22 protein-coding genes are annotated in these 20,697 nt (G+C 70.9%); 3 read left to right on the forward strand and 19 right to left on the reverse strand.

Annotated features, from left to right (window positions below; all coding sequences use genetic code 11):
- Nucleotides 1-10: 10 nt before the first annotated feature.
- The 16 genes from ACZ4WQ_RS14560 to ACZ4WQ_RS14635 form a co-directional block, all read right to left on the reverse strand.
- Nucleotides 11-1,051, reverse strand: coding sequence for an MBL fold metallo-hydrolase (locus ACZ4WQ_RS14560; protein ID WP_398371985.1), 1,041 nt, complete (start codon nucleotides 1,049-1,051; stop codon nucleotides 11-13).
- 79 nt (nucleotides 1,052-1,130) lie between these two features.
- Nucleotides 1,131-2,648: a class I adenylate-forming enzyme family protein gene (locus tag ACZ4WQ_RS14565; RefSeq protein ID WP_385346512.1), complete on the reverse strand. Its 1,518-nt coding sequence runs from the start codon at nucleotides 2,646-2,648 to the stop codon at nucleotides 1,131-1,133.
- 43 nt (nucleotides 2,649-2,691) lie between these two features.
- Nucleotides 2,692-3,012 carry an EthD family reductase gene (locus ACZ4WQ_RS14570; RefSeq protein ID WP_358645245.1) on the reverse strand — a complete coding sequence of 107 codons (321 nt, stop codon included), beginning with the start codon at nucleotides 3,010-3,012 and terminating at the stop codon, nucleotides 2,692-2,694.
- 57 nt (nucleotides 3,013-3,069) lie between these two features.
- Nucleotides 3,070-3,447, reverse strand: a complete 378-nt coding sequence (locus tag ACZ4WQ_RS14575; protein ID WP_358645246.1) for a hypothetical protein — start codon at nucleotides 3,445-3,447, stop codon at nucleotides 3,070-3,072.
- On the reverse strand, nucleotides 3,444-3,818 hold the full coding sequence (locus tag ACZ4WQ_RS14580) for a nuclear transport factor 2 family protein (RefSeq protein WP_385346509.1): 375 nt from the start codon (nucleotides 3,816-3,818) through the stop codon (nucleotides 3,444-3,446). Before ACZ4WQ_RS14580 ends, ACZ4WQ_RS14575 begins: the two co-directional genes overlap by 4 nt.
- Nucleotides 3,819-4,070: 252 nt before the next feature.
- Entirely contained in the window at nucleotides 4,071-4,694 is a 624-nt protein-coding gene (locus ACZ4WQ_RS14585; protein ID WP_385346507.1) for a TetR/AcrR family transcriptional regulator, read from the reverse strand.
- 90 nt (nucleotides 4,695-4,784) lie between these two features.
- Nucleotides 4,785-5,933: an acetyl-CoA C-acetyltransferase gene (locus tag ACZ4WQ_RS14590; RefSeq protein WP_385346505.1), complete on the reverse strand. Its 1,149-nt coding sequence runs from the start codon at nucleotides 5,931-5,933 to the stop codon at nucleotides 4,785-4,787.
- 28 nt (nucleotides 5,934-5,961) lie between these two features.
- Nucleotides 5,962-6,756, reverse strand: a complete 795-nt coding sequence (locus ACZ4WQ_RS14595; RefSeq protein ID WP_385346503.1) for an enoyl-CoA hydratase/isomerase family protein — start codon at nucleotides 6,754-6,756, stop codon at nucleotides 5,962-5,964.
- Nucleotides 6,753-7,532, reverse strand: coding sequence for an SDR family NAD(P)-dependent oxidoreductase (locus tag ACZ4WQ_RS14600; RefSeq protein ID WP_398371981.1), 780 nt, complete (start codon nucleotides 7,530-7,532; stop codon nucleotides 6,753-6,755). Before ACZ4WQ_RS14600 ends, ACZ4WQ_RS14595 begins: the two co-directional genes overlap by 4 nt.
- Nucleotides 7,529-8,305 (reverse strand): SDR family oxidoreductase, encoded by a 777-nt coding sequence (locus ACZ4WQ_RS14605; protein ID WP_014182406.1) that lies wholly within the window; start codon nucleotides 8,303-8,305, stop codon nucleotides 7,529-7,531. Before ACZ4WQ_RS14605 ends, ACZ4WQ_RS14600 begins: the two co-directional genes overlap by 4 nt.
- Nucleotides 8,302-9,555: an acyl-CoA dehydrogenase family protein gene (locus ACZ4WQ_RS14610; protein ID WP_385346499.1), complete on the reverse strand. Its 1,254-nt coding sequence runs from the start codon at nucleotides 9,553-9,555 to the stop codon at nucleotides 8,302-8,304. Before ACZ4WQ_RS14610 ends, ACZ4WQ_RS14605 begins: the two co-directional genes overlap by 4 nt.
- Nucleotides 9,556-9,581: 26 nt before the next feature.
- Nucleotides 9,582-10,556 carry a phosphotransferase family protein gene (locus tag ACZ4WQ_RS14615; protein ID WP_385346497.1) on the reverse strand — a complete coding sequence of 325 codons (975 nt, stop codon included), beginning with the start codon at nucleotides 10,554-10,556 and terminating at the stop codon, nucleotides 9,582-9,584.
- A complete protein-coding gene (locus tag ACZ4WQ_RS14620; protein WP_398371977.1) occupies nucleotides 10,553-11,755 on the reverse strand; it encodes an acyl-CoA dehydrogenase family protein in 1,203 nt (400 codons plus the stop codon). Before ACZ4WQ_RS14620 ends, ACZ4WQ_RS14615 begins: the two co-directional genes overlap by 4 nt.
- 31 nt (nucleotides 11,756-11,786) lie before the next feature.
- A complete protein-coding gene (locus ACZ4WQ_RS14625) occupies nucleotides 11,787-12,932 on the reverse strand; it encodes a thiolase family protein (RefSeq protein ID WP_398371975.1) in 1,146 nt (381 codons plus the stop codon).
- The gene (locus ACZ4WQ_RS14630) at nucleotides 12,929-13,309 is read right to left on the reverse strand and encodes a Zn-ribbon domain-containing OB-fold protein (protein ID WP_043492845.1); all 381 of its coding nucleotides are present in this window, start codon (nucleotides 13,307-13,309) and stop codon (nucleotides 12,929-12,931) included. Before ACZ4WQ_RS14630 ends, ACZ4WQ_RS14625 begins: the two co-directional genes overlap by 4 nt.
- 5 nt (nucleotides 13,310-13,314) lie before the next feature.
- A complete protein-coding gene (locus ACZ4WQ_RS14635; RefSeq protein WP_043488367.1) occupies nucleotides 13,315-14,103 on the reverse strand; it encodes an enoyl-CoA hydratase/isomerase family protein in 789 nt (262 codons plus the stop codon).
- A gap of 190 nt (nucleotides 14,104-14,293) precedes the next feature.
- On the opposite strand from ACZ4WQ_RS14635, the gene ACZ4WQ_RS14640 reads away from it, so the two are divergent.
- Complete coding sequence (locus ACZ4WQ_RS14640) at nucleotides 14,294-15,157, forward strand: 3-hydroxybutyryl-CoA dehydrogenase (RefSeq protein ID WP_398371972.1); 864 nt, start codon at nucleotides 14,294-14,296, stop codon at nucleotides 15,155-15,157.
- Nucleotides 15,158-15,197: 40 nt separating this feature from the next.
- On the opposite strand, the gene ACZ4WQ_RS14645 is transcribed toward ACZ4WQ_RS14640, so the two are convergent.
- Nucleotides 15,198-16,343 (reverse strand): acyl-CoA dehydrogenase family protein, encoded by a 1,146-nt coding sequence (locus ACZ4WQ_RS14645; protein ID WP_398371970.1) that lies wholly within the window; start codon nucleotides 16,341-16,343, stop codon nucleotides 15,198-15,200.
- A 183-nt stretch (nucleotides 16,344-16,526) separates the two neighbouring features.
- Here ACZ4WQ_RS14645 and ACZ4WQ_RS14650 point away from each other — a divergent pair, with 183 nt between their 5' ends.
- Both ACZ4WQ_RS14650 and ACZ4WQ_RS14655 read left to right on the forward strand, forming a co-directional pair.
- Complete coding sequence (locus ACZ4WQ_RS14650; RefSeq protein WP_385346485.1) at nucleotides 16,527-17,567, forward strand: NAD(P)-dependent alcohol dehydrogenase; 1,041 nt, start codon at nucleotides 16,527-16,529, stop codon at nucleotides 17,565-17,567.
- Between the two features lie 57 nt (nucleotides 17,568-17,624).
- Entirely contained in the window at nucleotides 17,625-18,374 is a 750-nt protein-coding gene (locus ACZ4WQ_RS14655; RefSeq protein WP_398371968.1) for an SDR family oxidoreductase, read from the forward strand.
- Here ACZ4WQ_RS14655 and ACZ4WQ_RS14660 read toward each other — a convergent pair.
- Both ACZ4WQ_RS14660 and ACZ4WQ_RS14665 read right to left on the reverse strand, forming a co-directional pair.
- Nucleotides 18,358-19,713 carry an MFS transporter gene (locus ACZ4WQ_RS14660; protein WP_398371966.1) on the reverse strand — a complete coding sequence of 452 codons (1,356 nt, stop codon included), beginning with the start codon at nucleotides 19,711-19,713 and terminating at the stop codon, nucleotides 18,358-18,360. The genes ACZ4WQ_RS14655 and ACZ4WQ_RS14660 overlap by 17 nt on opposite strands.
- A gap of 188 nt (nucleotides 19,714-19,901) precedes the next feature.
- A complete protein-coding gene (locus tag ACZ4WQ_RS14665) occupies nucleotides 19,902-20,570 on the reverse strand; it encodes a TetR/AcrR family transcriptional regulator (RefSeq protein WP_385346479.1) in 669 nt (222 codons plus the stop codon).
- Nucleotides 20,571-20,697 lie beyond the last annotated feature (127 nt).

Consider the following 20,697-nt stretch of genomic DNA (forward strand, 5'->3'; position numbering starts at 1 on the left):
GCCCGTACGGTCACCGTACGCGCGTGTACTGGTTGACTCCGCCGGCGAACGCCACCGTCGCCCGCCCCCGCAGCACCAGAACATCCAGGTGCGCGGCCGTCTCATTGACGGCGAGCATCTGGTTGAAGGCACTCAGCTCGCCGAACGGCACTGCGCGGCGCGTCCATGCGAGCTTGTGCGCCACCTCGTGGGCGTCGAGCGTGTCCTCGCCCAGCGCCGCCAGACTCCTGGCCAGCCGTTCGTCGTGGTGCACAAGCAGCTCGGCGACCCGGGTGTGGGCGCTGTCGGCCACCGGTCCGTGCGCGGGCAGCAGGCGGGCGTCGGCGTAGCGGGTCATCAGCCGCAGCGAGTTCAGATAGTCGGCGAGCGGACGGCCACCGGGCTCGGCCAGTTCGAAGCCGATGGACGGGGTGATGTGCGGCAGGACGTGATCCCCGGAGAACAGCAGCCCCCGCTGCTCGTCCAGGAAGACCACATGGCCCTTGGTGTGTCCGGGAGTGGGTACGACACGCAGCTCGCGGTGGCCGAAGCGGAGGGTCCCGGCGCCGAGCCAGCGATCGGGGGCCTCCCACACCCTTGGGTCGTAGCCGCCGTGGTCCATCGCCTCGATACGGTCGGCGAGCTCCCCGGCTCCCGCCGCACGCAGGGTCCGCAGTGAGCCGACGGGCTGGTCGCTGCGCAGTCGGTCGAGCATCTCCAGGCCCGGGCGTTCCCCCGCGCCGAGGTAGACGCGCGAGCCCAGCGACCGGCGCAGTTCCACCGCATGCGTGTAGTGGTCGCGGTGGATGTGGGTGACCAGGATGTGGCTGATGTCGAGGGGGTCACGGTCGATGGCGCCCAGGGCCTCCTCGAGCGCCTTGCGCGCCTCGGGGATCGCCCAGCCGCCGTCGATCATGACGATGCGGCCGTCGTCGGCCAGGTCTTCCAGGAGGTAGACGTTGACGGCGTGCAGGCCGTCACCCGGAAGCGGCAGGGGCACGCGGTGCACCCCGGGCTGTACCGTCTGGATTCCGGAAGCCGCCCACGGGCCTTGGCCGAACCGCGTTGTCATGATCCTCCTCGTTGGTGTGCCGGCCTGGGTCACGCCGGGTGACATGCCTGGCGGCACCGCCCGCGCATGCGCTGACTCGTCAGGGCCGGTCGGCCCCACGGGCATGCAGCCTGACGGCAAGGTCCCGGGCCCCGCCCCGGTCGAGCTTGCCGACCTTCGTCTGGGGCAGCTCCTCGATGCCGTACACGTACTCCGGCCACTTGGTCCTGGACAGACCGGCGCTCTCCAGGTGGCCGGTCACCTCGGCCAGGTCGATACCGCCGCCGTCTTCGGTGACGACGAGCAGCGCCACGCGTTCGCCGAGGACATCGTCGGGGACCGGCGTGACACAGACCCTGGCCACCCGCGGGTGGCCGGCGACCGCGCGCTCTATCTCGGTGATGTCGATGTTGCGGCCACCTCGGATGATGATGTCCTTCTCGCGGCCCATGATGGTGACGGTGCCGTCCTCGTGGGCCATCAGCAGGTCGCCGGTGGACAGATAGCCGTCCTCGGTCAGCACCGGCGGATCGGCCTTCCCGTCACGGGCATAGCCGAGGAAGAGGGAAGGGCCGCGCACATGTGCCCGGCCGGTCAGACCGGTGCCGGCCACCTGACCGTCGGGGGTGAGCGCGTGCAGGTCCGTCCCCGGAAAGGGGCGGCCGTCTCTGCCGAGCCGGATCTCCTCGGCGTCGTCGGGGCTCGGCGAGGTGTGGCCCAGACACTCGGACATGCCGAAGACACGGAGGATCTTCGTGCCCAGGGACCGCTCGGCGCGGGCCAGGGCTCCGCGGTCCATCGGCCCGCCGCCGACAGTGATCGACCGGACGCCCCGGAGGATGCCGGAGCCGGCCGCCTCCGCGCCCATCTGCAGCGCCATGGTCGGTACGCACATGGTCCATCTGACGCCGGTGTCGGCCATCCGCCGCAGTGCGACCGCCCTGTCCCACTTCCCCGTCATGACGAGCGGCCCGCGCAGCAGGAGGGAGAGGTAGACCCCGAAGCAGTACGCCGCCGTCGACGACAGCGGCACGATCGCGGCAACGGCGTCGCCCGGCGACAGGCCGTTGACGGTGATGGTGGTCGTGGCGGCATAGCGCAGGGCCCGCTCGGACTGTACGACGCCTTTGGCCCGCCCGGTCGACCCGGAGGTCAGGCCGATCAGGACGCCACCCGACCACCGCGACACCTCACGCCTGTGGGGTGTGGACAGGCACGTCCAGCCGTCGAGCACCGTCCGCGCCGGGCCGGGCAGCCGTGTCCGCACCGCCCACTCGTCCATCACCGAGGCCTCGGCGACGACGGCGTCCGGGCGGATGTCCTCCCAGGCGGCAGCGGACTCGGCAGCGGTGGTGTGCCGGTTGATCAGCGCGATGACCCCGCCATCCCCGCCCGCCAGGCCCACGGCAAGGGTGGCGGCCACGGTGCGCCATGAGTTGTCCGCCTGGACCAGAACGGTGCCGACCGCTCCGTCGGCCGTACCGGCGGAGAGCGCTCCGGCCAGCCGCGTGGCCTCGTCGAGCAGCTGCCGGGCCGTATGGCTGCCGAAGTCGTCGATCACGGCGACGAAGTCGGCTTCGTCCGCCCTCTGCTGGAACTCCCGCACTACCTGTCGCATCCTGCCCCTCGCTGCGCTGTGCCGAACTCCGTGTCGGGCGGCCTCAGGCGGTGAACATCTCCGCCTCGTGCCCCATGACCGCGATGCGGCGGCCCTTCATGTCGCCGACCTGGGCGACGGCATCGGCCCACTCGGGGCTCGCGAGGGCCTTCTTCAGGTCCTCAGGGGAGTCGAAGCCGAGCACGGAGATCCCGTCCCAGCCTTCGGAGCGCGGCTCCAGAGCGGCATCGATCTCGGTGTGCCGCCAGGCACGCAGCCCGGGCAGGCGACAGGTCAGCTCCGCGTGGTCGCCACGCCACCACGCGATGAACCGCTCGTGCGTCCACTCCGGGGGCCGGGCCGCCAGCAGGACAAGGTTGTACATGACAGTGCTCCGCACGGGGTCGAGGGAATGTGGGCGATCGGTCCGACGGACCTTCGGTCAGGTGAAGCGGATCTCGGACGAGCGCCCGATCAGCAGGCGCTCCAGCCGTCCTTCGCCGTTCACCCGCCCGGCGGCGACGAAGCTGGCCTCGGGGACACCGGCGCGCCGTACCTCGCCCAGGAAGAGCTCGTCCTGGCCGAGCGTGGTTGCCGACAGCAGATGGTGGGTGCGGGTGCCCCTCTCACGCTGTTCGAGGTAGCCCACCAGGGCGGCGCGGTCCCCGGCGAAGTCGGTGGCGTTGCCGTCGCCGGTCGAGAACAGGATGGACAGCGAGAAGTCGTCGCTGATCAGGTCGAGGATCCGGGAAGGCTCATCGCCGTCGAGGATCTCGAACCACGCGGTGAGGAAGGGGGCCGCGGTCGGGGTGTCCGTCATGCCCGGCTCCTGTCGTCCGGCCGGGCCCAGTCGACCAGCTCGAACGACGTGGTGAAGAAGGACTGGTAGCGCGCCAGCAGCCCGCCGGGCGAGATCACCGCGGCCGAGAGGAAGGAGCCGGTGTACCGTCCGCCCTCCGTCACCACTCCGTACACGGTCTCGACGTCGCCGTCCCGGCTGTGGCGCAGGATCTCGTGCGCCCGGTCCACGGGATTGCGGCCGGCGATGTACGCGGCGAAGTCCTCCCTGGACGTGCCGGTGACCTCACGGCCCGGCAGGGCGATGAGGAATCGGAAGTCGGGTTCCAGCAGGTCCAGCGTCCGTTCCGGATGGCGGCTGTCCATGCCGGCCATATATGCGCGCAACGCCATGAGTGCGCCCTTTCAGTTGGCGGCCTTTCGCCAGGGCCTCAGATCAACCTGAGTCAAGTTCAATTCAGTTTGGATGGTAATCCCGGAGAAACACGGCTGACAAGAGTCCGTGCACCACGACCGGCACCACGACCGCCCATGCCATCGGCGCGGCCTCGAACCCGGGCAGCACAAAGCCCCCGGCGGAGGTCCGGGGGCTGGAAACGGCAGGGTGGCTCAGGGGCCAGGGATCAGGGCTCAGGGCTCAGAGCGTCAGGTGGCGACCATCCGCACACAGGCACCCTCGATCAGTTCGCTGATCTCCGACAGCGGCGTCGGCCCCGACGGCCGGTACCACCGCCAGACGCTGACGATCAGACCGAGCACACCCGCGCCCAGCAGTTGTGCGTCCCGAAGCGGGAACACGCCCATGGACATGCCCCGCACCAGCAGGTTCGTCCAGTCCCGCTCGACGAGCTGGACCAGCCTCCGGGCCTCGACGCGCTCGGCCTCCTCCCGCTTGGACTTGCGCGGGCCGGCGAGCAGGTCCATGTGGTTGTGCAGGATGCGCATCTGCAGGACCTCGTGGTCGGATACGTCGTACGCCGCGCGTACGGCCGCCCGGAGTGCCTCGACCGGGTCCGTGACGTCCGCGGTCGTCTCCGCGAACTTGTCGTGGGAGCGCTTGAGTTCCAGCCGCATGATGGTGAGCAGGCAGTGGGTCTTGGACTCGAAGTAGTGATACAGCGCCGTCTGCCCGATGCCGACCCGCTCCGCCACGCTGGACCACTTGGTGGCCTCGAAGCCCGTCTCGCCGAAGCAGTCGACGGCGGCCGCCAGGATGGCGGCACGCTTGGACCTCGGTCCCGCTTCCGGTTCAACGATCCTCGTCGCCATGTCCTGTCTCCTGGCCGCCGCCCACCTCGTCGATACCCGAGAGTAGACCCAAGCTGAACTCGGTTGCCAATCGGCTCGGGGTGACTCGGGTCAAAGGCGCTCCAAGACGATCGCGTTCGCCATGCCGCCGCCCTCGCACATCGTCTGCAGGCCATGGCGTCCGCCGGTCCTGCGCAGCTGGTGGACGAGCGTGGTCATGAGCCGGGCCCCGGTGGCGCCGAGCGGATGCCCGAGCGCGATGGCGCCGCCGAAGGCGTTGACGCGGTCCAAGGGAGCGCCGATCTCCTTCTGCCAGGCGATGACGACCGAGGCGAAGGCCTCGTTGATCTCGACCAGGTCGATGTCGTCGATCGACAGCCCGGCCTTCTCCAGGACCCTCTCGGTGGCGGGGATCGGACCGGTCAGCATGTGGATCGGATCGGAGCCGACGACGGCCATGGTGTGCACGCGCGCCAGCGGGGTCAGACCGTGCCGACGCACCGCCTCCTCGGAGGCGATCAGCAGGGCCGCGGCGCCGTCGGAGATCTGGCTGGAAACGGCGGCGGTCAGCCGGCCGTCCTCGGTGAGGGTCTTCAGGCCGGCCATCTTCTCCAGGGTGGTGTCGGCGCGGGGGCCCTCATCGGCGGTGAGCCCGAAGGCCGGTGTGATCTCGTCGTCGAAGGCGCCGCCGGCCTGGGCGGCCAGGGCCCGCTGGTGGCTGGTGAGCGCGAACTCCTCCATGTCCGCGCGGGAGATGCCCCATTTCTCGGCGATCAGTTCGGCCCCGCGGAACTGTGAGAACTCCTGATCCCCGAAGCGCTCGCGCCAGCCGTTCCCCGCGTACGGGCTGCCCATACCGACCTGTTCGCCGACGGTCATGGGGGCGGCGATGGGCACCAGGCTCATCACCTCCACGCCGCCGGCGACCACCAGGTCGGCGGTTCCGGAGCCGACCGCCTGGGCTGCGAAGTGCACGGCCTGCTGGGAGGAACCGCACTGGCGGTCGATGGTGGTGCCGGGGACGTGCTGCGGCAGGCCCGCCGACAGCCAGGCGGTGCGTGCGATGTTGCCGGTCTGCGCGCCGATCTGGCTGACGCACCCGAAGTACACATCGTCCACGGCACCCGGGTCGGCGCCGGTGCGCTCCAGCAGGGCGCGCAGCACATGAGCGCCGAGGTCGGCGGGGTGCACGCCGCTGAGGGCGCCCTTGCGGCGGCCCACGGGGGTACGGACGGCTCCGACGATGAACGCTTCGGACATGGTGGCTCCATGGGTTTCGGGGAGGGGTTCAGGGCTTGAGCGCGATGCGCGTGAACTCGGGCGTCCGCTTGCCCAGGAAGGCGGCGACACCCTCACGGCCCACGTCGGAGGCGGCCGCGGCGGCGATCGCACGGGCCTCGCGGTCCAGGTGCGGACCGAGGTCCGCGGTCAGCCCGGCGACGACGAGCCGGCGGGTGGCGCCAAAAGCGGCGGTGGGTCCGCGCCGCAGGGCCTCGGCCGTGCGCGCGGCCTCGGCGGCCAGCCGGTCGGTGGCGACGACCCGGCTCACCAGTCCGATGTCCGCGGCCTCCGCCGCCGGGATGCGGCGGTTGGTCAGCAGCAGGTCCAGGGCCCGCTTGGGGCCGATGAGACGGGGCAGAAACCAGCTGACTCCGGCGTCCGGTGAGTAACCGATGCCGGTGTAGGCGGCGGTGAACGAGGCGTCGGCGGCGGCGAGCGTCACATCGGCGGACGCGGCCAGGCCGATGCCCGCACCGGCGATGGCTCCCTGTACGGCGGCCACCACGGGCGCGTCGCTCGCGGCGAACGTACGCAGGGCGTCGTGGAGCGCGGCGGTCACCGCGGTGAGGTGCTGGCGCAGTGCCTCGCCGGAGAGCCGGGAGAACTCCCTGAGGTCGCCGCCGACGCAGAAGGACTTCCCCTCCCCGGTCAGCAGCACGGCCCGTACGGCCTCGGCGGCGCAGGTCCGTGCCGCGTCCAGCAGTCCGCGCGCCATGTCCAGGTCGATGGCGTTGCCCGCCTCACCTCGGCGCAGGGTGACGCGGGCCAGGCCGCCGTCGTCGATCTCGATGCCGACCCTCATCGCGCGGTCCATCCGCCGTCGACGGTCAGGACCTGCCCGGTGCAGTACGAGGAGGCGTCCGAGGCGAGGAACAGCAGCGCGCCGTCGAGTTCATGCGCTCCGCCGCCGCGCCGCAGCAGGGTGTTGCGCTCGACCCAGCGGCTGGAGCGCTCGTCGCCGAAGAGGTCCGCGGTCATCTCGGTGCGGAACCAGCCCGGGGCCAGCGCGTTGACCCGGGTTCCCTCCGGGCCCCACTGACCGGCCAGCTCCCGGGTCAGCCCGATCAGTCCGGCCTTGGACGCCGCGTAGCTCGCGCCGCCGAGCGGGGCGGCGGTGACCAGGCCGAGGATGGAGGAGACATTGATGACGCTCCGGCTCGGCGCGTGGTCCCCAGCGGGTGACTCCGCCACGAGACGTGCCAGGTGGAAGGGCGCAGTGAGGTTGACGCCGAGGACATCCGCGAAGGCGCCCGGGGATTCGTCCTCGGCGCGGGTCTCGCCTGAGGTGGCCGCGTTGTTGACCAGGATGTCGACGCGGCCGGTGGCGGCCCGCGCGGTCTCGACCAGCCGCGTACGGTCGGCGGCGAGCGAGACGTCGCAGCCGACGGGGTGGATGCGCTCACCTCCGTCGGCGAGTTCCGTCAGCCGGTCGACTCGCCGGGCGGCGGCGAACACGGTGGCGCCGGCCCGCGCGAGGACGGCGGCGAAGCGTGCGCCGAGCCCGGCGGAGGCGCCGGTGACCAGGGCCGTCCTGCCCTGGAGCGAGAACAGCTCCGCGGCGGGTCGTGGCGCGGTCATCCATCCACCCCGATCGGCAGAGCGGTCGCACCGCCGTCGAGCACCAGGGTCTGGCCGGTCATCCATGAGGAGGCGTCGGAGGCCAGGAACAGCGCCGCCTGTGCCACATCCTCCACCGTGCCGAGGCGCCGCAACGGGAGTTTGGCGGTGAGGATCGGCTCGCGGACCTCCCACACCGCCCGCGCCAGTTCGGTCTTGATCAGTCCGGGGGCGATGGCGTTGACGCGGGCGCGTGGCCCGAGTTCGTAGGCGAGCTGCCGGGTCATGTGCAGCATGGCGGCCTTGGTGGCGTTGTAGTAGCCGATATGCGGATCGACGATGAGCCCGCCGACGGAGGCGATGTTGACCACCGCTCCCCCGTGCTCGGCCATCCAGGCCCGCCAGGCGTACCGGGTCCAGGAGATCATGCCGTACTGGTTGACGCGGACGGTCTTCTCCGCGCGCGGCAGGTCCAGGTCGAGCAGATCGCCGTGGTACGGGTTGGTCGCCGCGTTGTTGACGAGGACGTCGACCCGGCCGAAGCGGGACATGGTCTCGTCGACGCAGGCCTCGGCCTGCTCCGGTTCACCGGCGTTCGCCACCACCGTGTGAACGTCGCCGTCGCCCTTGACGCGCAGCAACTCCTCGCACGCCTCGGCCAGTCCGGCCGGCTTACGGGCCGCGAGCACCACATGTGCGCCGGCCGCCCGGTAGGCGGTGGCGATGCCCAGGCCGATGCCGCGGGATCCGCCGGTGATGACGGCGACCTTGCCGTCGAGGCTGTTGGCGCTCACACTGCCCCCGTCTTCGTGTCGGTCTTCGTGCTCGTCTTCGTGTGGGTCTTGTCGTACTTCGCGAGTTCCTGGCGGGCCACCGTCCGCAGATGCACTTCGTCGGGGCCGTCGGCGATTTGCAGCGCCCGTGTGATGGCGTACAGCCGGGCCAGTACGGTGTCGTCGCTGACCCCCGCCGCGCCGTGCGCCTGCACCGCGCGGTCGACCACCTTGTGCGCGACCTCCAGCGCCGCGACCTTGATCGCGGCGACCTCCATGCGGGCGGCGGCGTTGCCGACGGTGTCCATCAGCCAGGCCGACTTGAGGACGAGGAGACGCACCTGCTCGATCTCGATGCGGCTGCGGGCGATCCACTCCCGGACCACCCCCCGGTCGGCGAGGGGCGCGCCGAAGGCGACGCGTTCGGTGACGCGCTCGCACATCAGCCGCAGGGCGCGCTCGGCGAAGCCCACGGCGCGCATCGCGTAGTGCATCCGCCCCGGACCCAGCCGCCCCTGGGCGAGCGCGAAGCCCTCGCCCTCACCGCCGAGGATGTTCTCCACCGGCACGCGGACGTCGTCGAAGAGCACGTCGCCGTGTCCGAGCCGGTCGGTGTAGCCGAACATCGGCAGGTCGCGCAGAACCGTGACGCCCGGGGTGTCCCGGGGGATGAGCAGCATGCTCTGCTGCCGGTAGGTGGGCGCCTTGGGGTCGGTCTTGCCCATCAGGATGATCAGCTTGCAGTCGGGGTCGAGGATCCCGGAGGTGTACCACTTGCGGCCGTTGACGACGTAGACGTCGCCGTCGCGGGTGATGCGGGTGCGGATGTTGCGGGCGTCGGAGCTGGCGACCTCCGGCTCGGTCATGGCGAAGCACGAGCGGATCTCCGCCTCGAGCAGGGGACGCAGCCAGCGCTCCTGCTGCTCGGGCGTACCGTACAGCGCCAGCAACTCCATGTTGCCGGTGTCGGGCGCCGAGCAGTTGAACACCTCGGGGCCGATGACGGAGCGGCCCGCCAGCTCGGCGAGCGGCGCGTACTCCAGGTTGCTGAGCCCCGCGCCCCAGTCGCCGTGCGCCATGAAGAGGTTCCACAGGCCCTCGGCGCGGGCCTTCTCCTTCAGCTCGGCCATCACCGGCGGCAGGGCATGCGGGTCATGCGCCTCGGTGAGCTGCCGGTCGTAGACCGCTTCCGCGGGAAAGACATAGCTGTCCATGAACGACCGCATGCGGCCCTGGAGTTCACTCGCCCGGGGCGAGAATCCGAAATCCACGATTGCTCCTGTTCGGTGGGGCCGGATCAGCCGAGGATGTCGCGTGCCGTGCGGATCATGGCGGCGATGGTGGGCGGCAGGCGCTCCTGGTCCGGGTCGTGGTGCTTGCCCTCGCGGTGCCGGCGCAGGTTGTGGCCCATGATCGCGGCCATCTTCATGCGGCCGAGCGCCCGGAACCAGTCCATCGCGGGCGGCGCGGGCCGGTCGTCACGGTAGGCGTCCAGCAGTTCGGCCTCGCCGGGCAGGCCGGGCACGGCGTGCCCCAGCTCGGGGAAGTTGTGGTGGTCGGCGAAGAGCAGGAACCAGCCGAGGTCGATACGCGGGTCGCCGACGCTCCAGATCTCCCAGTCGATGACGGCCACCGCGCGCTCGCCCGCACACAGCACGTTGCCGAGGCGGAAGTCCCCGTGCAGCAGCGCCGGCGGGAGGCCGCGGGGCACGTCGTCGGCGAGGCGTGCCAGCAGCTCCTGGCCACCGGGGCGCAGTTCGGCGGGGACGGCGTGCAGGGTACGGCTCCAGCGCTCCAGCTCGCCGACGGGGTCGAGCGGTTCGGGCGCGGCGAGCCCGGGCGTGTCGGCATCGGTGTCGTGCAGCCGCCGCAGGACGGATGCGATCTCCAGCATCCGCGCCCGAGCCGTCGCGGCGGGCAGCTCGTTCTCGTCGAGTACCGGCTCGACGGCCTCCCCGGCGACGAAGTCCATGGCGAACCAGGCGGGTGGCCTCTCATCGACGGCCACGACGCCCGGAACCGGCACCGCGGACCCGGCCAGCGCTCGCAGCACCCGTGCCTGGCGCAGTACGTCATTGCGTCCTACGGGCCGTTGCCCCGGGGGCACCGCCTTGACGACATACCGGGCACCCCCCGCCGCCACCGAGTACGTCAGCCCCGAGTGGCCGCCCGGCAACACCGTCAACTCGCCGATCAACGCACCCGGGTGGCGGCGCGCGAGCCGGTCGCGGACCCGGGCGGCCGGCTCCGGTGCCTGGGTGGCCGTGTTCATCGGACGGGCTCCTTGGGCAGGCCGAGTACGCGTTCGGCGAGGATGTTGCGCTGGATCTCGTCGGTGCCGCCCGCGATGCTGTAGCCGGGGGCGCCGAGCAGGTGCTCCGTCCAGGCGTAGCTGCCCCATGCCCCCGTGTCCGCCACGAGGCTCGGGCCCAGCAGCTCGGACACCAGGTCGCTGGTGCGGCGCATGGTCTCGGTGGCGTACAGCTTGCCGACCGAGGCTTCCGCGCCGGGCTGGCGCCCGGCGACGAGGGCCGCGGTCACCCGCAGTCCGATGAGCCGCTGGACGAGGGTGCGGATGTGAAGGTCAGCGGCCCGCTGCTGTTCGCTGCCGGTGAGGAGGCGCGGCAGGTGCCCGGCCAGTTCCAGCGCCCGGTCGGCGTTGTCCAGGCCGAGGCCGCCGGAGTCGAGCCGCTCGGCGGCCAGCACGCTGAGCGTCACCCGCCAGCCCTCGCCGACCGGCCCGAGCCGGTCGGTGTCGGGCACCGTCACGCCGTCGAGGTAGACCTCGTTGAAGCTGGTGCCGCCGGTCATCTGCCGGATGGGCCGTACGGTGACGCCCGGCGCGTCCATGCGGACCAGGAAGACGGTGATGCCGGCGTGTTTGCGTACCTCCGGATCGGTGCGGCACACCGCCACGCCCCAGGTCGCGACGCGGGCTCCGGAGGTCCACACCTTGTGCCCGGTCAGCACCCAGTCGTCACCCTCGCGCACCGCTCTGGTTCGCACCGCGGCGAGGTCGGAGCCGGCTTCGGTCTCCGAGAACAGCTGACAGGCCAGCTCGTCGGTACGCAGCATGGGCCGCAGCCAGCGCCGCTTCTGCTCCTCGGTGCCCCAGATGCCGACCGCGGGGGCGACGAGCGCTTGCGTCACAGGGAAGATCTCGGTGCGGTGCGGCACGTCGAAGGCCGCCTCTTCGGCGCGGTAGAGCTGCTCGTAGTACGCGGGCAGACCCCGCCCTCCGTATGTCTCCTCCCAGTCGAGCGCGGACCACCCCTGGTCGTAGCGGGTGCGTTCCCACTCCTGGACACGGGCGGTGTGCTCGCGCTCCTGCTCCTCGGTCCAGTTCTCGAACACGGCGACGGAGTCGGAGCCGCTGCCCCACTCCCCGTCAGCGGCGCGGGGTCTGGCGACGCCGGCGAGCCACTGCCGGGCTTGGGCGCGGAACTCCTCAGGTCCCGGGATGCCGCTCATCTCTTCTTCCACCTTCGATCGGCGGGACGTTTCAGCGGGAGAGCACCGTGCAGGCGCTCACGCCGGGGGCGCCGTACACATGGGTGAAGCCGACCCGGGGTTCGCCGGGGACCTGGCGTTCGCCCGCCCGTCCGCGCAGTTGCTGGACGACTTCGTAGACCTGGCGCAGTCCCGAGGCGCCGATGGGTTCGCCGTTGGCGATGCAGCCGCCGTCGGTGTTGACGGGCAGCGTCCCACCGATTCCGGTGCCGCCGGAGGCGACCAGCCGCTCCTGCTCGCCGTCCTGGCAGAACCCGCACTCGGCCATGTGCATGACCTCGGCGCCGCTCTCGGTGTCCTGCAACTGGCAGACGTCGACGTCACCGGGGCCGATCCCCGCCTCTTCGAAGGCGGCGGCCGCGGCATCCCGGCTGACACTGGTGGGCTCGCCCCAGGGAATCCAGGGACTGAACACTTCGAAGGAGCCGAAGCGCCGGGTGCGAACGGCCGCCGAGCGCAGGGTGACCGGCGGGCCGTCCATGGTGCGGGCGGCCTCGGGCGAGCAGAGCACCAGCGCGGCAGCACCCGCTCCCGGGGAGCAGAACATGTACCGGGTCAGCGGATCGCTGACCATGCCGGAGTCGAGGATCTCCTCGGCGGACAGCGGTGTGCGGCGCCACGCCTCGGGGGTCAGGCCGCCGTTGCGGTACGCCTTCTCGGCGACCAGGGCGAGGGTCCGCGACGTGATCCCGTGGTCGTGCATATAGCGCTGGATCTTCATGCCGAAGAACTGGGTGGTCACCATCAGCCCGTCACTGCCGTACTCCGGTCCCAGGCCCCAGTCCTCCGGCCTCGGGTCGAAGGCGCCGCGCGGGTGCTTGTCGAAACCGACGGCCAGGACGACGTCCGCCATGCCGGAGCGGATCGCGTTCACGGCACAGACCAGCGCGCTGCCGCCGGTTGCACAGCCGTTCTTGACGTTGACGAACGGCAGTCCGGTCAGGCCGAGTTGGGCCACCAGGGTGTCGGCGAGGCCCGCGCTGTCGCTGCCGCCGAACGCGGCCCGCACCCGCGACCACTCGATCCCGGCGTCCGCCAGCGCCGCGTTCACCGCGCCGACGGCCAGCTGCCGGCCGGTCGCCTCGGACCGGCCGAACGGGGTTCGCCCGGCGCCGCAGATCAGGACGTCGCTGCTCATGAACCCTCCTCGCCCGGGGTCGTGGGCCTGGCCCTCGGGACACCGGCACCCGCGGTCACGGTGAGGGGCATGCCGATGCGGAGGTCTTCGAAGTCGTCGACGTCGAGGACGGCGGCCACCCGCACGCCCTCGGCCAGCTCGACGTAGCCGAGCGCGAACGGCACGAAGCCTCCGGCCGGGGCCCGGTAGGGCGGCGACTTGGGGGCGTACCGCTGCACCGTCCAGGTCCACAGCGTGCCCGTGCCCTGGAGGGCCGCCGGCCGGGCGGGCCCCCCGCAGCGCGGGCACGCGTCGTCCGCGGGGTAGACCGCCACCGAGCAGCCGGAGCAGCGTGAGCCCTGGAGCCCGGCGGCCGGACTCCGCGGATCCGTGGCCATCCGGATCAGCGCCCCTGCCACTTGGGTTCGCGCTTCTCCAGGAACGCCGACACGCCTTCGTTCGCGTCCTCGGAGTTGAGCGCCACGCCCACGGCGAGGTGCTCCATCACCATCAGCGACTGGGTGTCGGCATCCAGGCTGCGGTCGATCGTCATCTTCGTGAGCCACATCGTGAAGGGGCTCTTGTCAGCAAGGTCGCCGATGAAGTCCTCGACCGTCTCGTCCAGCTTGTCGGCCGGGGCCGACTTGTTGATGAGCCCGAACTCGGCGGCCTCGACGCCGGAGAGGAGCTTGCCGGTCAGCATCAGCTCCTTGGTCTTGCGTATGCCGATCATGCGCGGCACCCGGTAGATCGGGCCGGCCCCGCCGAACAGCGCGCGGCGGATGTGGAAGTCCCCGATCTTGGCGTCGTCCGCGGAGATGGCGAAGTCGCAGGAGATCATGATCTCGAAGCCGCCGGCGGTGACGTGGCCCTCCAGGACCGCGACCGAGGGGGTCTTCATCGAGTACAGGCGGTCACACACCTTCGCGGACTTCACCGCGACGTCGATCGCGTTCGACTTGCCGACGTAGTCGGCCTTCAGGCTGTCGAGGTCGAAGCCCGAGCAGAAGGTGCCGCCGCGGCCGCGGACCACCAGGACCCGCAGCCCGGGGTCCTCGTCCACCTCGGTGATGATCTCGTCGAGCCGGTCCAGGATCGGCACGGTGACGCAGTTCTTCTTCCATGGGCGGTTGAGCCACACCCGGGCGACGTGGCCGTCACGCTCGAACTGGATCTCGTCTTCCACTGTCATCTCTCACCCCTGAAACTGAACTGAATTCACTACAACATTGGAACCGCGAAGGGACGCCTGTCAACCCCTTCACCAAGTCGGGCTCACGGATTCAGACTCGCTCTTGATGAGGCCACCTACTTCAGTTCAATATGACGGAGCGCCTCGCGCCGCCACCCCCTGCCGTCCAGATCGCTGAGGAAGGACCTCCATGCCCCGCATTTCCCGTCTCGGTGTCGTCGGCTGCGGCCTCATGGGCTCCGGCATCGCCGAGGTCGCCGCCCTGCGCGGTCTCGATGTGACCGTCGCCGAATCGACCCCGGAGCTGGCCGCCGCCGGCCGCGCACGCATCACCGCCTCCCTCCACCGCGGCCTGCGGCGCGGCAAGCTCACCGAGTCCGACCGGGATCAGGCCCTGGCCCGGCTCTCCTTCACCCACGACCTGGGCGAACTGGCCGACCGGCAGTTCGTCGTCGAGGCCGTCGCCGAGAACCGGGAGGTGAAGCTGGAGGTCTTCCGCCGACTGGACAAGGTGGTCACCGACCCGGAGGCCGTCCTCGCCACCAACACGTCCTCGATACCCGTCGTCGACCTCGCCGTGGCCACCGGCCGGGCCTCCCATGTCGTGGGGCTGCACTTCTTCAACCCCGTACCGGTGCAGCAGCTGGTCGAGGTGGTCCCCGCCCTCACCACCGGCGCCGAAACCCTGGCCCGCACCCGCGAGTTCGCCGCCGAACGGCTGGGCAGGACGGTCATCCAGGCGCCCGACCGATCCGGCTTCGTGGTCAACGCGCTGCTGGTGCCGTACCTGCTCTCCGCGATCCGCATGGTCGAGTCCGGAATGGCGCGCGCGGACGACATCGACAGCGGCATGGAACTCGGCTGCGCCCACCCGATGGGTCCGCTGCGGCTGCTCGACCTGATCGGCCTGGACACGGCCCAGGCCGTCGCCGAGTCGATGTACGAGGAATTCAAGGAGCCGCTGTACGCCGCTCCCCCGCTGCTGCGGCGCATGGTCGCCGCGGGACATCTGGGCCGCAAGAGCGGCCGGGGGTTCTACGTGTACGACGGATGACCCCCTCCGCACCGACGGTCCGGCGGGCGGCCGCCGCCGTTCAGACGGCAGCCCGGGTGGCGAGACCGATGAGTCCGGCGAGGCGGACCCGGTGCCGGTCCGCCGTGCCGAACAGCACTTCGCCGACGCGTGCGCGACGCAGGTACAGATGGGCCGGGTGCTCCCAGGTGAAGCCGATACCGCCGTGCAGTTGGACGTACTCGGCCGTCGCCAGCCGGAAGGTCTCGGAGCAGACCACGGCGGCGGCGCAGGCGGCCACCGGCAGCTGGGGCGAGGCGACCGCGGCGCAGGCAGTCGCGTACGCGGACGCCGAGCGCGCCGCTTCCAGCGCGACCAGCACGTCGGCCAGCCGGTGCTTGACGGCCTGGAAGGAGCCGATGGGGCGCCCGAACTGGTGGCGCTGTGCGGCGAATTCGACCGTGGCGTCCAGCGCGTGCCCGCTGCCGCCGACCTGTTCGGCCGCCAGTGCGGCCCGCCCGGCGTCCAGAGTCGCCGAGACCGTGTCCTCCGCCCCCTCCGCCGTGCCCACGGCGGTGGCCGGGGCGCCTCGGAACTCCACCAGCGCCTGGCGCCGTGTCTCGTCCAGGACACGGCGCGGAGTCCGCCGACAGGCGCCGGAGGTGGGTTCGCAGGCGAACAGCCGAGGTCCGGCGGGTGTTCCGGCCCGCACCACGATGAGATCCGCGCCGGCGCCGTCGAGCACGAAATCCGCCCGCCCACGCAGCACCCAGCCCTTGCCTTCCTGTTCCGCGGCGACACCGGGCTCGTCGGCTCCGAACCCGGCCACGGTCGCGGTGAGCGTGCCGTCCGCGATCCGGGGCAGATAGCGCTCGCATGCCGTACGGTCAGCGCTGTACAGCAGGGCGTGTGCGGCCAGGACCACCGTGGGCAGCAGCGGCGCGCAGTACAGGGCGCGCCCGGATTCCTCCAGGGCCACGGCCAGTTCGGCGAAGGTGAAACCCGACCCGCCGTACTCCTCCGGAACGGCCAGCCCATGGACCCCGATCTCGCCCGCGAGCCGCGCCCAGAGCGCTTCGTCGTATCCGCGCGCGGTGGCCAGATGCTTGCGTACGTCCTCGGCGCCGCTCGCCTCGGTGAAGAGGTCCCGCAGGACGGTACGCAGTTGCCGCTGTTCGTCCGATTCGGACAGCAGCTGAGGGTCGATCTCGGGGTGGCGACGGTGCATGGGGTCTCCATCGTGCTCGTACGACGGGGCGGCATCTGAGAATTGAGCATCTGAGAATTGAACTCAATTCATGACCGTAGACACCGAGCTCCGCGCGGGCAAGGTCTCCGCATGGATCCCTGAACCAACTTCACCTCTGTTACCGTGACGGCCGCGGGACCGACGAGACCTGGGACGGTGAAGATGAGGGCACTGAGGCTGACGGCGTGGGGCGAGCCCCCGGCACCGGCCGAAGTCGAGCGGCCCATGCCCCGTGGCACCGAGGTACTGGTGCAGGTGGAAGCCGCCGGGCTGTGCCGTTCCGACCTGCACGTCATCGACGGGGCCCCTGGGGCGCTCCCCTACCGTCTGCCGTTCACCCTCGGCCACGAGGTCGCCGGGCGGGCCGCGGCCCTGGGTCCCGACGCCGACGGGGTGGCGGTCGGTGAACGCGTGGTGCTCTACGGACCGTGGGGCTGCGGCGCCTGCGACCGTTGCGCCACGGGCCGGGACAACTACTGCGACCGGCGTGACACCCTCACATGGCATGGGGCCGGACTCGGCCGGGACGGCGGAATGGCCGAGTACCTCCTCGTCCCGTCCGCCCGCCATCTGGTGCCGATCGGCGACCTGCCGGCCGATCAGGCGGCCCCGCTCTCCGATGCGGGTCTGACGTCCTACCACGCCGTGGCCGGGCTCCGGCACGCACTCCGTGAGGGCACCTCCACTGTCGTCATCGGTGTCGGCGGGCTCGGTCACCTGGCTGTCCAGATCCTCCGCGCGACCACCACGAGCCGCGTACTGGCGGTCGATGTCCGGGAGGATGCCCTGGCTCTCGCGGACCGCTCCGGCGCGGACTTCGGCACTCTGATGCGGCCGGACACCGCCCGCGTGCTGAGGGCACGGACCGGTGACGCGGGAGCCGACGCCGTGCTCGACTTCGTCGGCACCGCAAAGACCCTGGAACTCGCGACCGGCGTCCTGCGCCCCGGCGGTGAACTCGCCTTCGTCGGAAGCGGAGGCGGCTGCCTGACGGTCTCCAAACCGGGCGTTCTCCCGCCCGGCTTCCGGCTCTCGCTGCCCTTCTGGGGAACCCGCCCCGAGCTCGCCGAGGTCGTCACGCTGGCACGCTCGGGAGCCCTCCACGTCGAATCGGAACGGTTCCCGCTGTCCGCGGCACCGGAAGCGATCGGCAGGCTTCGGCGGGGCCAGGTGCGGGGCCGGACCGTGCTCGTCCCCGACTGACCATACGCACAGACGGCTTGGCGACGTTGACTCATGGACACGGAAGGGAAACCCGCGATGCGCTTCGACAACAAGGTCGCGATCGTCACCGGCGGGGCCCGGGGCATGGGCGCCTCGCATGTACGCGGCCTGGCCGCCGAAGGCGCCCGGGTCGCCGTCTGCGATCTGCTGGACGACGAGGGAGAGGCCCTGGCCGATGAGCTCCCCCACACGCGGTACTGCCACCTCGACGTCACCGACGAAGCGCAGTGGCAATCCGTCGTCCGCACAGTCGAGGACACCTTCGGCCCCGTGGACGTCCTGGTGAACAACGCCGGGATCATTCACTTCGGCGGCGTGGTGGAGCAGTCGCCCGAGCACTTCCGCCGGATCCTCGACGTCAACCTGGTGGGTGCCTTCCTCGGCATGCACACCGTCCTCCCCGGCATGCGCGACCGCGGCCACGGGGCGGTCGTCAACGTCTCCTCGGCCGCCGGGCTCGTGGGTTTCGCCGGCGGCATCGGCTATGTGGCGAGCAAGTGGGGGGTGCGAGGGATGACCAAGGCCGCCGCACTGGACCTGGCGGGCACCGGGGTGCGCATCAACTCCGTACACCCGGGCGTCATCCGTACGCCCATGGGTGAGAACGCCTCACCCGGACTCTTCGCCCATCAGCCGGTGCCCCGCATCGGGGAGCCCGAGGAGGTCACCCGCATGGTGCTCTTTCTCGCCAGTGATGACGCCTCTTACACCACGGGCGGAGAGTTCCTCGTCGACGGCGGCCAGACCATCGGCCACGGCGGCCACTCCCCTACGACAGGGGGTTAGCGCGATGCGGTGACCGGCGGTCACCGCGGTCAGCGCCCTGCACATCCGTGCGGACGGTGAACAGGACACCGATCCCGATCAGGCAGACCGCCATGACGAAGAACGCCGGGGAGAGCAGGTTCCCGGTCCGCTCGACCAGGAAGGCCGCGATATACGGAGCCGTACCGCCCGCGAGCACGGTGCCGATGTTGTACCCGATCGCCATGCCGGTGTAGCGGACCCGGCGTTCGAACAGATGCGGCCACAGACTGGCCGCCGGGACCTGTACGAACGCGCTGCTCAGCATCAGGAGCAGATAGGCCAGGCCGGCCAGGGCCAGGCTGTGTTGGCCCATGAGCATCATCGCGGGGTAGGCGGTCACCAGGAAACCCAGCAGCCCGCCCATCAGGACACGACGGCACCCGAACCGGGCGGCGAGCCAGCCGGCCGGCACCATGAGCAGCACGGTGACGAGCACGACACCGGCGCTCAGCCAGAACACCAGCGTGGGGTCGTAACCCAGGTTGGTGGACAGGTAGATGCCGATGTACGTCAGCCCCAGGAAGATGGCGCCGCCCTGCGCCATGGCCAGGCCGATGGACTGGAGCAGCGCGACGCGGTGGGTGGACAGGACCTCCCGGATCGGAGCCGCCGGGATGTCGGCACGCCGTGCGGCCTCCTCGAATTCCGGGGTGTCCTCGATCCGCAGCCGGGCCCACAGACAGACCAGGGTGAGTGGCACGGCCATCAGGAACGGCAGCCGCCACCCCCAGTCGGCCATCTGTTCCTTGGTGGTGAGGGCGGAGATCGCCCCGGCCGTGGCGGCCGCGAACATGAACCCGAGGTTGGACCCGATGGGCGTGACGGCACCGAGGAAGGCCCTGCGCCGGGGCGGCGCCGACTCGTAGATGTAGGTGTAGGCGCCGACCGACTCGCCCCCCGAGGAGACGCCCTGCACCAGCCGGGTGAGGAACAGGAGCACCGCGGCGACCACGCCGATCTGGCTGTAGGTCGGCAGCAGTCCCGTGATGCTGCTGGCCACTCCCATGCACAGCACGGAGGAGACCAGCGCTTTGCGACGCCCCCATCGGTCGCCGATCCACCCGAAGAAGACACCGCCGACCGGTCGTACCACGAGGCCGGTGGCGAACACGGCAAGCGCCGCCAGCGTCGAGGCCGCCGGATCGTCGCTGGGGAAGAACTGCGGAGCGATCGCCACGGCGAGATAGCCGTAGACGCTGAAGTCGTAGTACTCGATCAGGGTGCCGATGCTTCCGGCGAGCATCGCGCGGCGCACTGTACGCGGAGCGTACGGCGCCGACTCCGCCCCCGGCGGGGCGGGCTGCTGTGTGGTGCTCACGATCCGGCCCTCCTTCCGACGGCACGGTCCTGTAACCCTGCCGACGCCCGGGACGGTACAGAACTGAACTCAGTACAGCTAGCCTTTGAGCAAGGGTTTCCTCGGGGCACGCGACAGATAGCCGGTGGGATAACGTGCGCGCGGCCGAAAGCGGGGCCTACCTCTTGAGGATTTGAATTGGATTCGGTTTACTCACACAGGGGTTCTGGCGAGCCGCCGCGCGGTCGCGCGCCCACGACGCGGAGCGCGATGTCGCCGTACTGGTAGGCGAGTTGATCGACGGTGAACTCGCCACCCTCGTGAAACCAGCTGGCGACGCCGATCCCCATGTCGAGGATCGAGTATGAGGCGATCCTGGCCGACTGCACACGGAAGGCACCCTCGGCGGCACCCCGCTCGATGAGTTCACGGAAGCGGCGCTCGTAGTCGCTGCGGCGGTCGAGGACCCGGCCCTGGGCGGGCTGTTCCAGGCTGCCGATCTCGCGGTTGCCGACGAACGCCTCCAGACGGTGGCGGGCGTGGTAGCGGATATGCGCCTCCACGGAGCGGCGAAGCTGCTCCCGCACGTCGTCCGTGCCGGCAACGGCCGCGATGTTGTCGGCGATGAGCTGCTCCATCGTGCCGATCATGATCTCGGCCAGCAACTCATGCTTGGAGGCCACGTGTTTGTAGAGACTCGGGCCGCGGATGCCGATGGCGGCTCCGATATCGGTCATGGTGGTGGACCGGTAGCCCTGCGCGGCGAACAGCCGCAGCGCGGCCTGCCGGATGGCCGAACGGCGATCGGCCGCGGGCGTGGCCTCCGGCCGCGCCGGCCGATGCGGCCGCTCGTACGCCCCGCCTTGGGCTGAGCTCATACGGACTCCTGAAGCTATCGCCGGTTAGCCTGTTCCGCCTTGCCAAGCTGTTCACTATAGCCCGCTCCCTTGACACGCCCGCCCTTCTGCCCGTGAGATGGCTAATGCCCAGTAGCCAAGCTCGGGA

This window comes from Streptomyces sp. NPDC028305 (genome assembly GCF_055569495.1).

What these genes read in the sequence shown, in the direction of transcription:
- ACZ4WQ_RS14560 (WP_398371985.1), bottom strand. Translation starts at nt 1,051, where the DNA reads ATGACAACGCGGTTCGGCCAAGGCCCGTGGGCGGCTTCCGGAATCCAG.
- ACZ4WQ_RS14565 (WP_385346512.1), bottom strand. Translation starts at nt 2,648, where the DNA reads ATGCGACAGGTAGTGCGGGAGTTCCAGCAGAGGGCGGACGAAGCCGAC.
- ACZ4WQ_RS14570 (WP_358645245.1), bottom strand. Translation starts at nt 3,012, where the DNA reads ATGTACAACCTTGTCCTGCTGGCGGCCCGGCCCCCGGAGTGGACGCAC.
- ACZ4WQ_RS14575 (WP_358645246.1), bottom strand. Translation starts at nt 3,447, where the DNA reads ATGACGGACACCCCGACCGCGGCCCCCTTCCTCACCGCGTGGTTCGAG.
- ACZ4WQ_RS14580 (WP_385346509.1), bottom strand. Translation starts at nt 3,818, where the DNA reads ATGGCGTTGCGCGCATATATGGCCGGCATGGACAGCCGCCATCCGGAA.
- ACZ4WQ_RS14585 (WP_385346507.1), bottom strand. Translation starts at nt 4,694, where the DNA reads ATGGCGACGAGGATCGTTGAACCGGAAGCGGGACCGAGGTCCAAGCGT.
- ACZ4WQ_RS14590 (WP_385346505.1), bottom strand. Translation starts at nt 5,933, where the DNA reads ATGTCCGAAGCGTTCATCGTCGGAGCCGTCCGTACCCCCGTGGGCCGC.
- ACZ4WQ_RS14595 (WP_385346503.1), bottom strand. Translation starts at nt 6,756, where the DNA reads ATGAGGGTCGGCATCGAGATCGACGACGGCGGCCTGGCCCGCGTCACC.
- ACZ4WQ_RS14600 (WP_398371981.1), bottom strand. Translation starts at nt 7,532, where the DNA reads ATGACCGCGCCACGACCCGCCGCGGAGCTGTTCTCGCTCCAGGGCAGG.
- ACZ4WQ_RS14615 (WP_385346497.1), bottom strand. Translation starts at nt 10,556, where the DNA reads ATGAACACGGCCACCCAGGCACCGGAGCCGGCCGCCCGGGTCCGCGAC.
- ACZ4WQ_RS14620 (WP_398371977.1), bottom strand. Translation starts at nt 11,755, where the DNA reads ATGAGCGGCATCCCGGGACCTGAGGAGTTCCGCGCCCAAGCCCGGCAG.
- ACZ4WQ_RS14625 (WP_398371975.1), bottom strand. Translation starts at nt 12,932, where the DNA reads ATGAGCAGCGACGTCCTGATCTGCGGCGCCGGGCGAACCCCGTTCGGC.
- ACZ4WQ_RS14630 (WP_043492845.1), bottom strand. Translation starts at nt 13,309, where the DNA reads ATGGCCACGGATCCGCGGAGTCCGGCCGCCGGGCTCCAGGGCTCACGC.
- ACZ4WQ_RS14635 (WP_043488367.1), bottom strand. Translation starts at nt 14,103, where the DNA reads ATGACAGTGGAAGACGAGATCCAGTTCGAGCGTGACGGCCACGTCGCC.
- ACZ4WQ_RS14640 (WP_398371972.1), top strand. Translation starts at nt 14,294, where the DNA reads ATGCCCCGCATTTCCCGTCTCGGTGTCGTCGGCTGCGGCCTCATGGGC.
- ACZ4WQ_RS14645 (WP_398371970.1), bottom strand. Translation starts at nt 16,343, where the DNA reads ATGCACCGTCGCCACCCCGAGATCGACCCTCAGCTGCTGTCCGAATCG.
- ACZ4WQ_RS14650 (WP_385346485.1), top strand. Translation starts at nt 16,527, where the DNA reads ATGAGGGCACTGAGGCTGACGGCGTGGGGCGAGCCCCCGGCACCGGCC.
- ACZ4WQ_RS14655 (WP_398371968.1), top strand. Translation starts at nt 17,625, where the DNA reads ATGCGCTTCGACAACAAGGTCGCGATCGTCACCGGCGGGGCCCGGGGC.
- ACZ4WQ_RS14665 (WP_385346479.1), bottom strand. Translation starts at nt 20,570, where the DNA reads ATGAGCTCAGCCCAAGGCGGGGCGTACGAGCGGCCGCATCGGCCGGCG.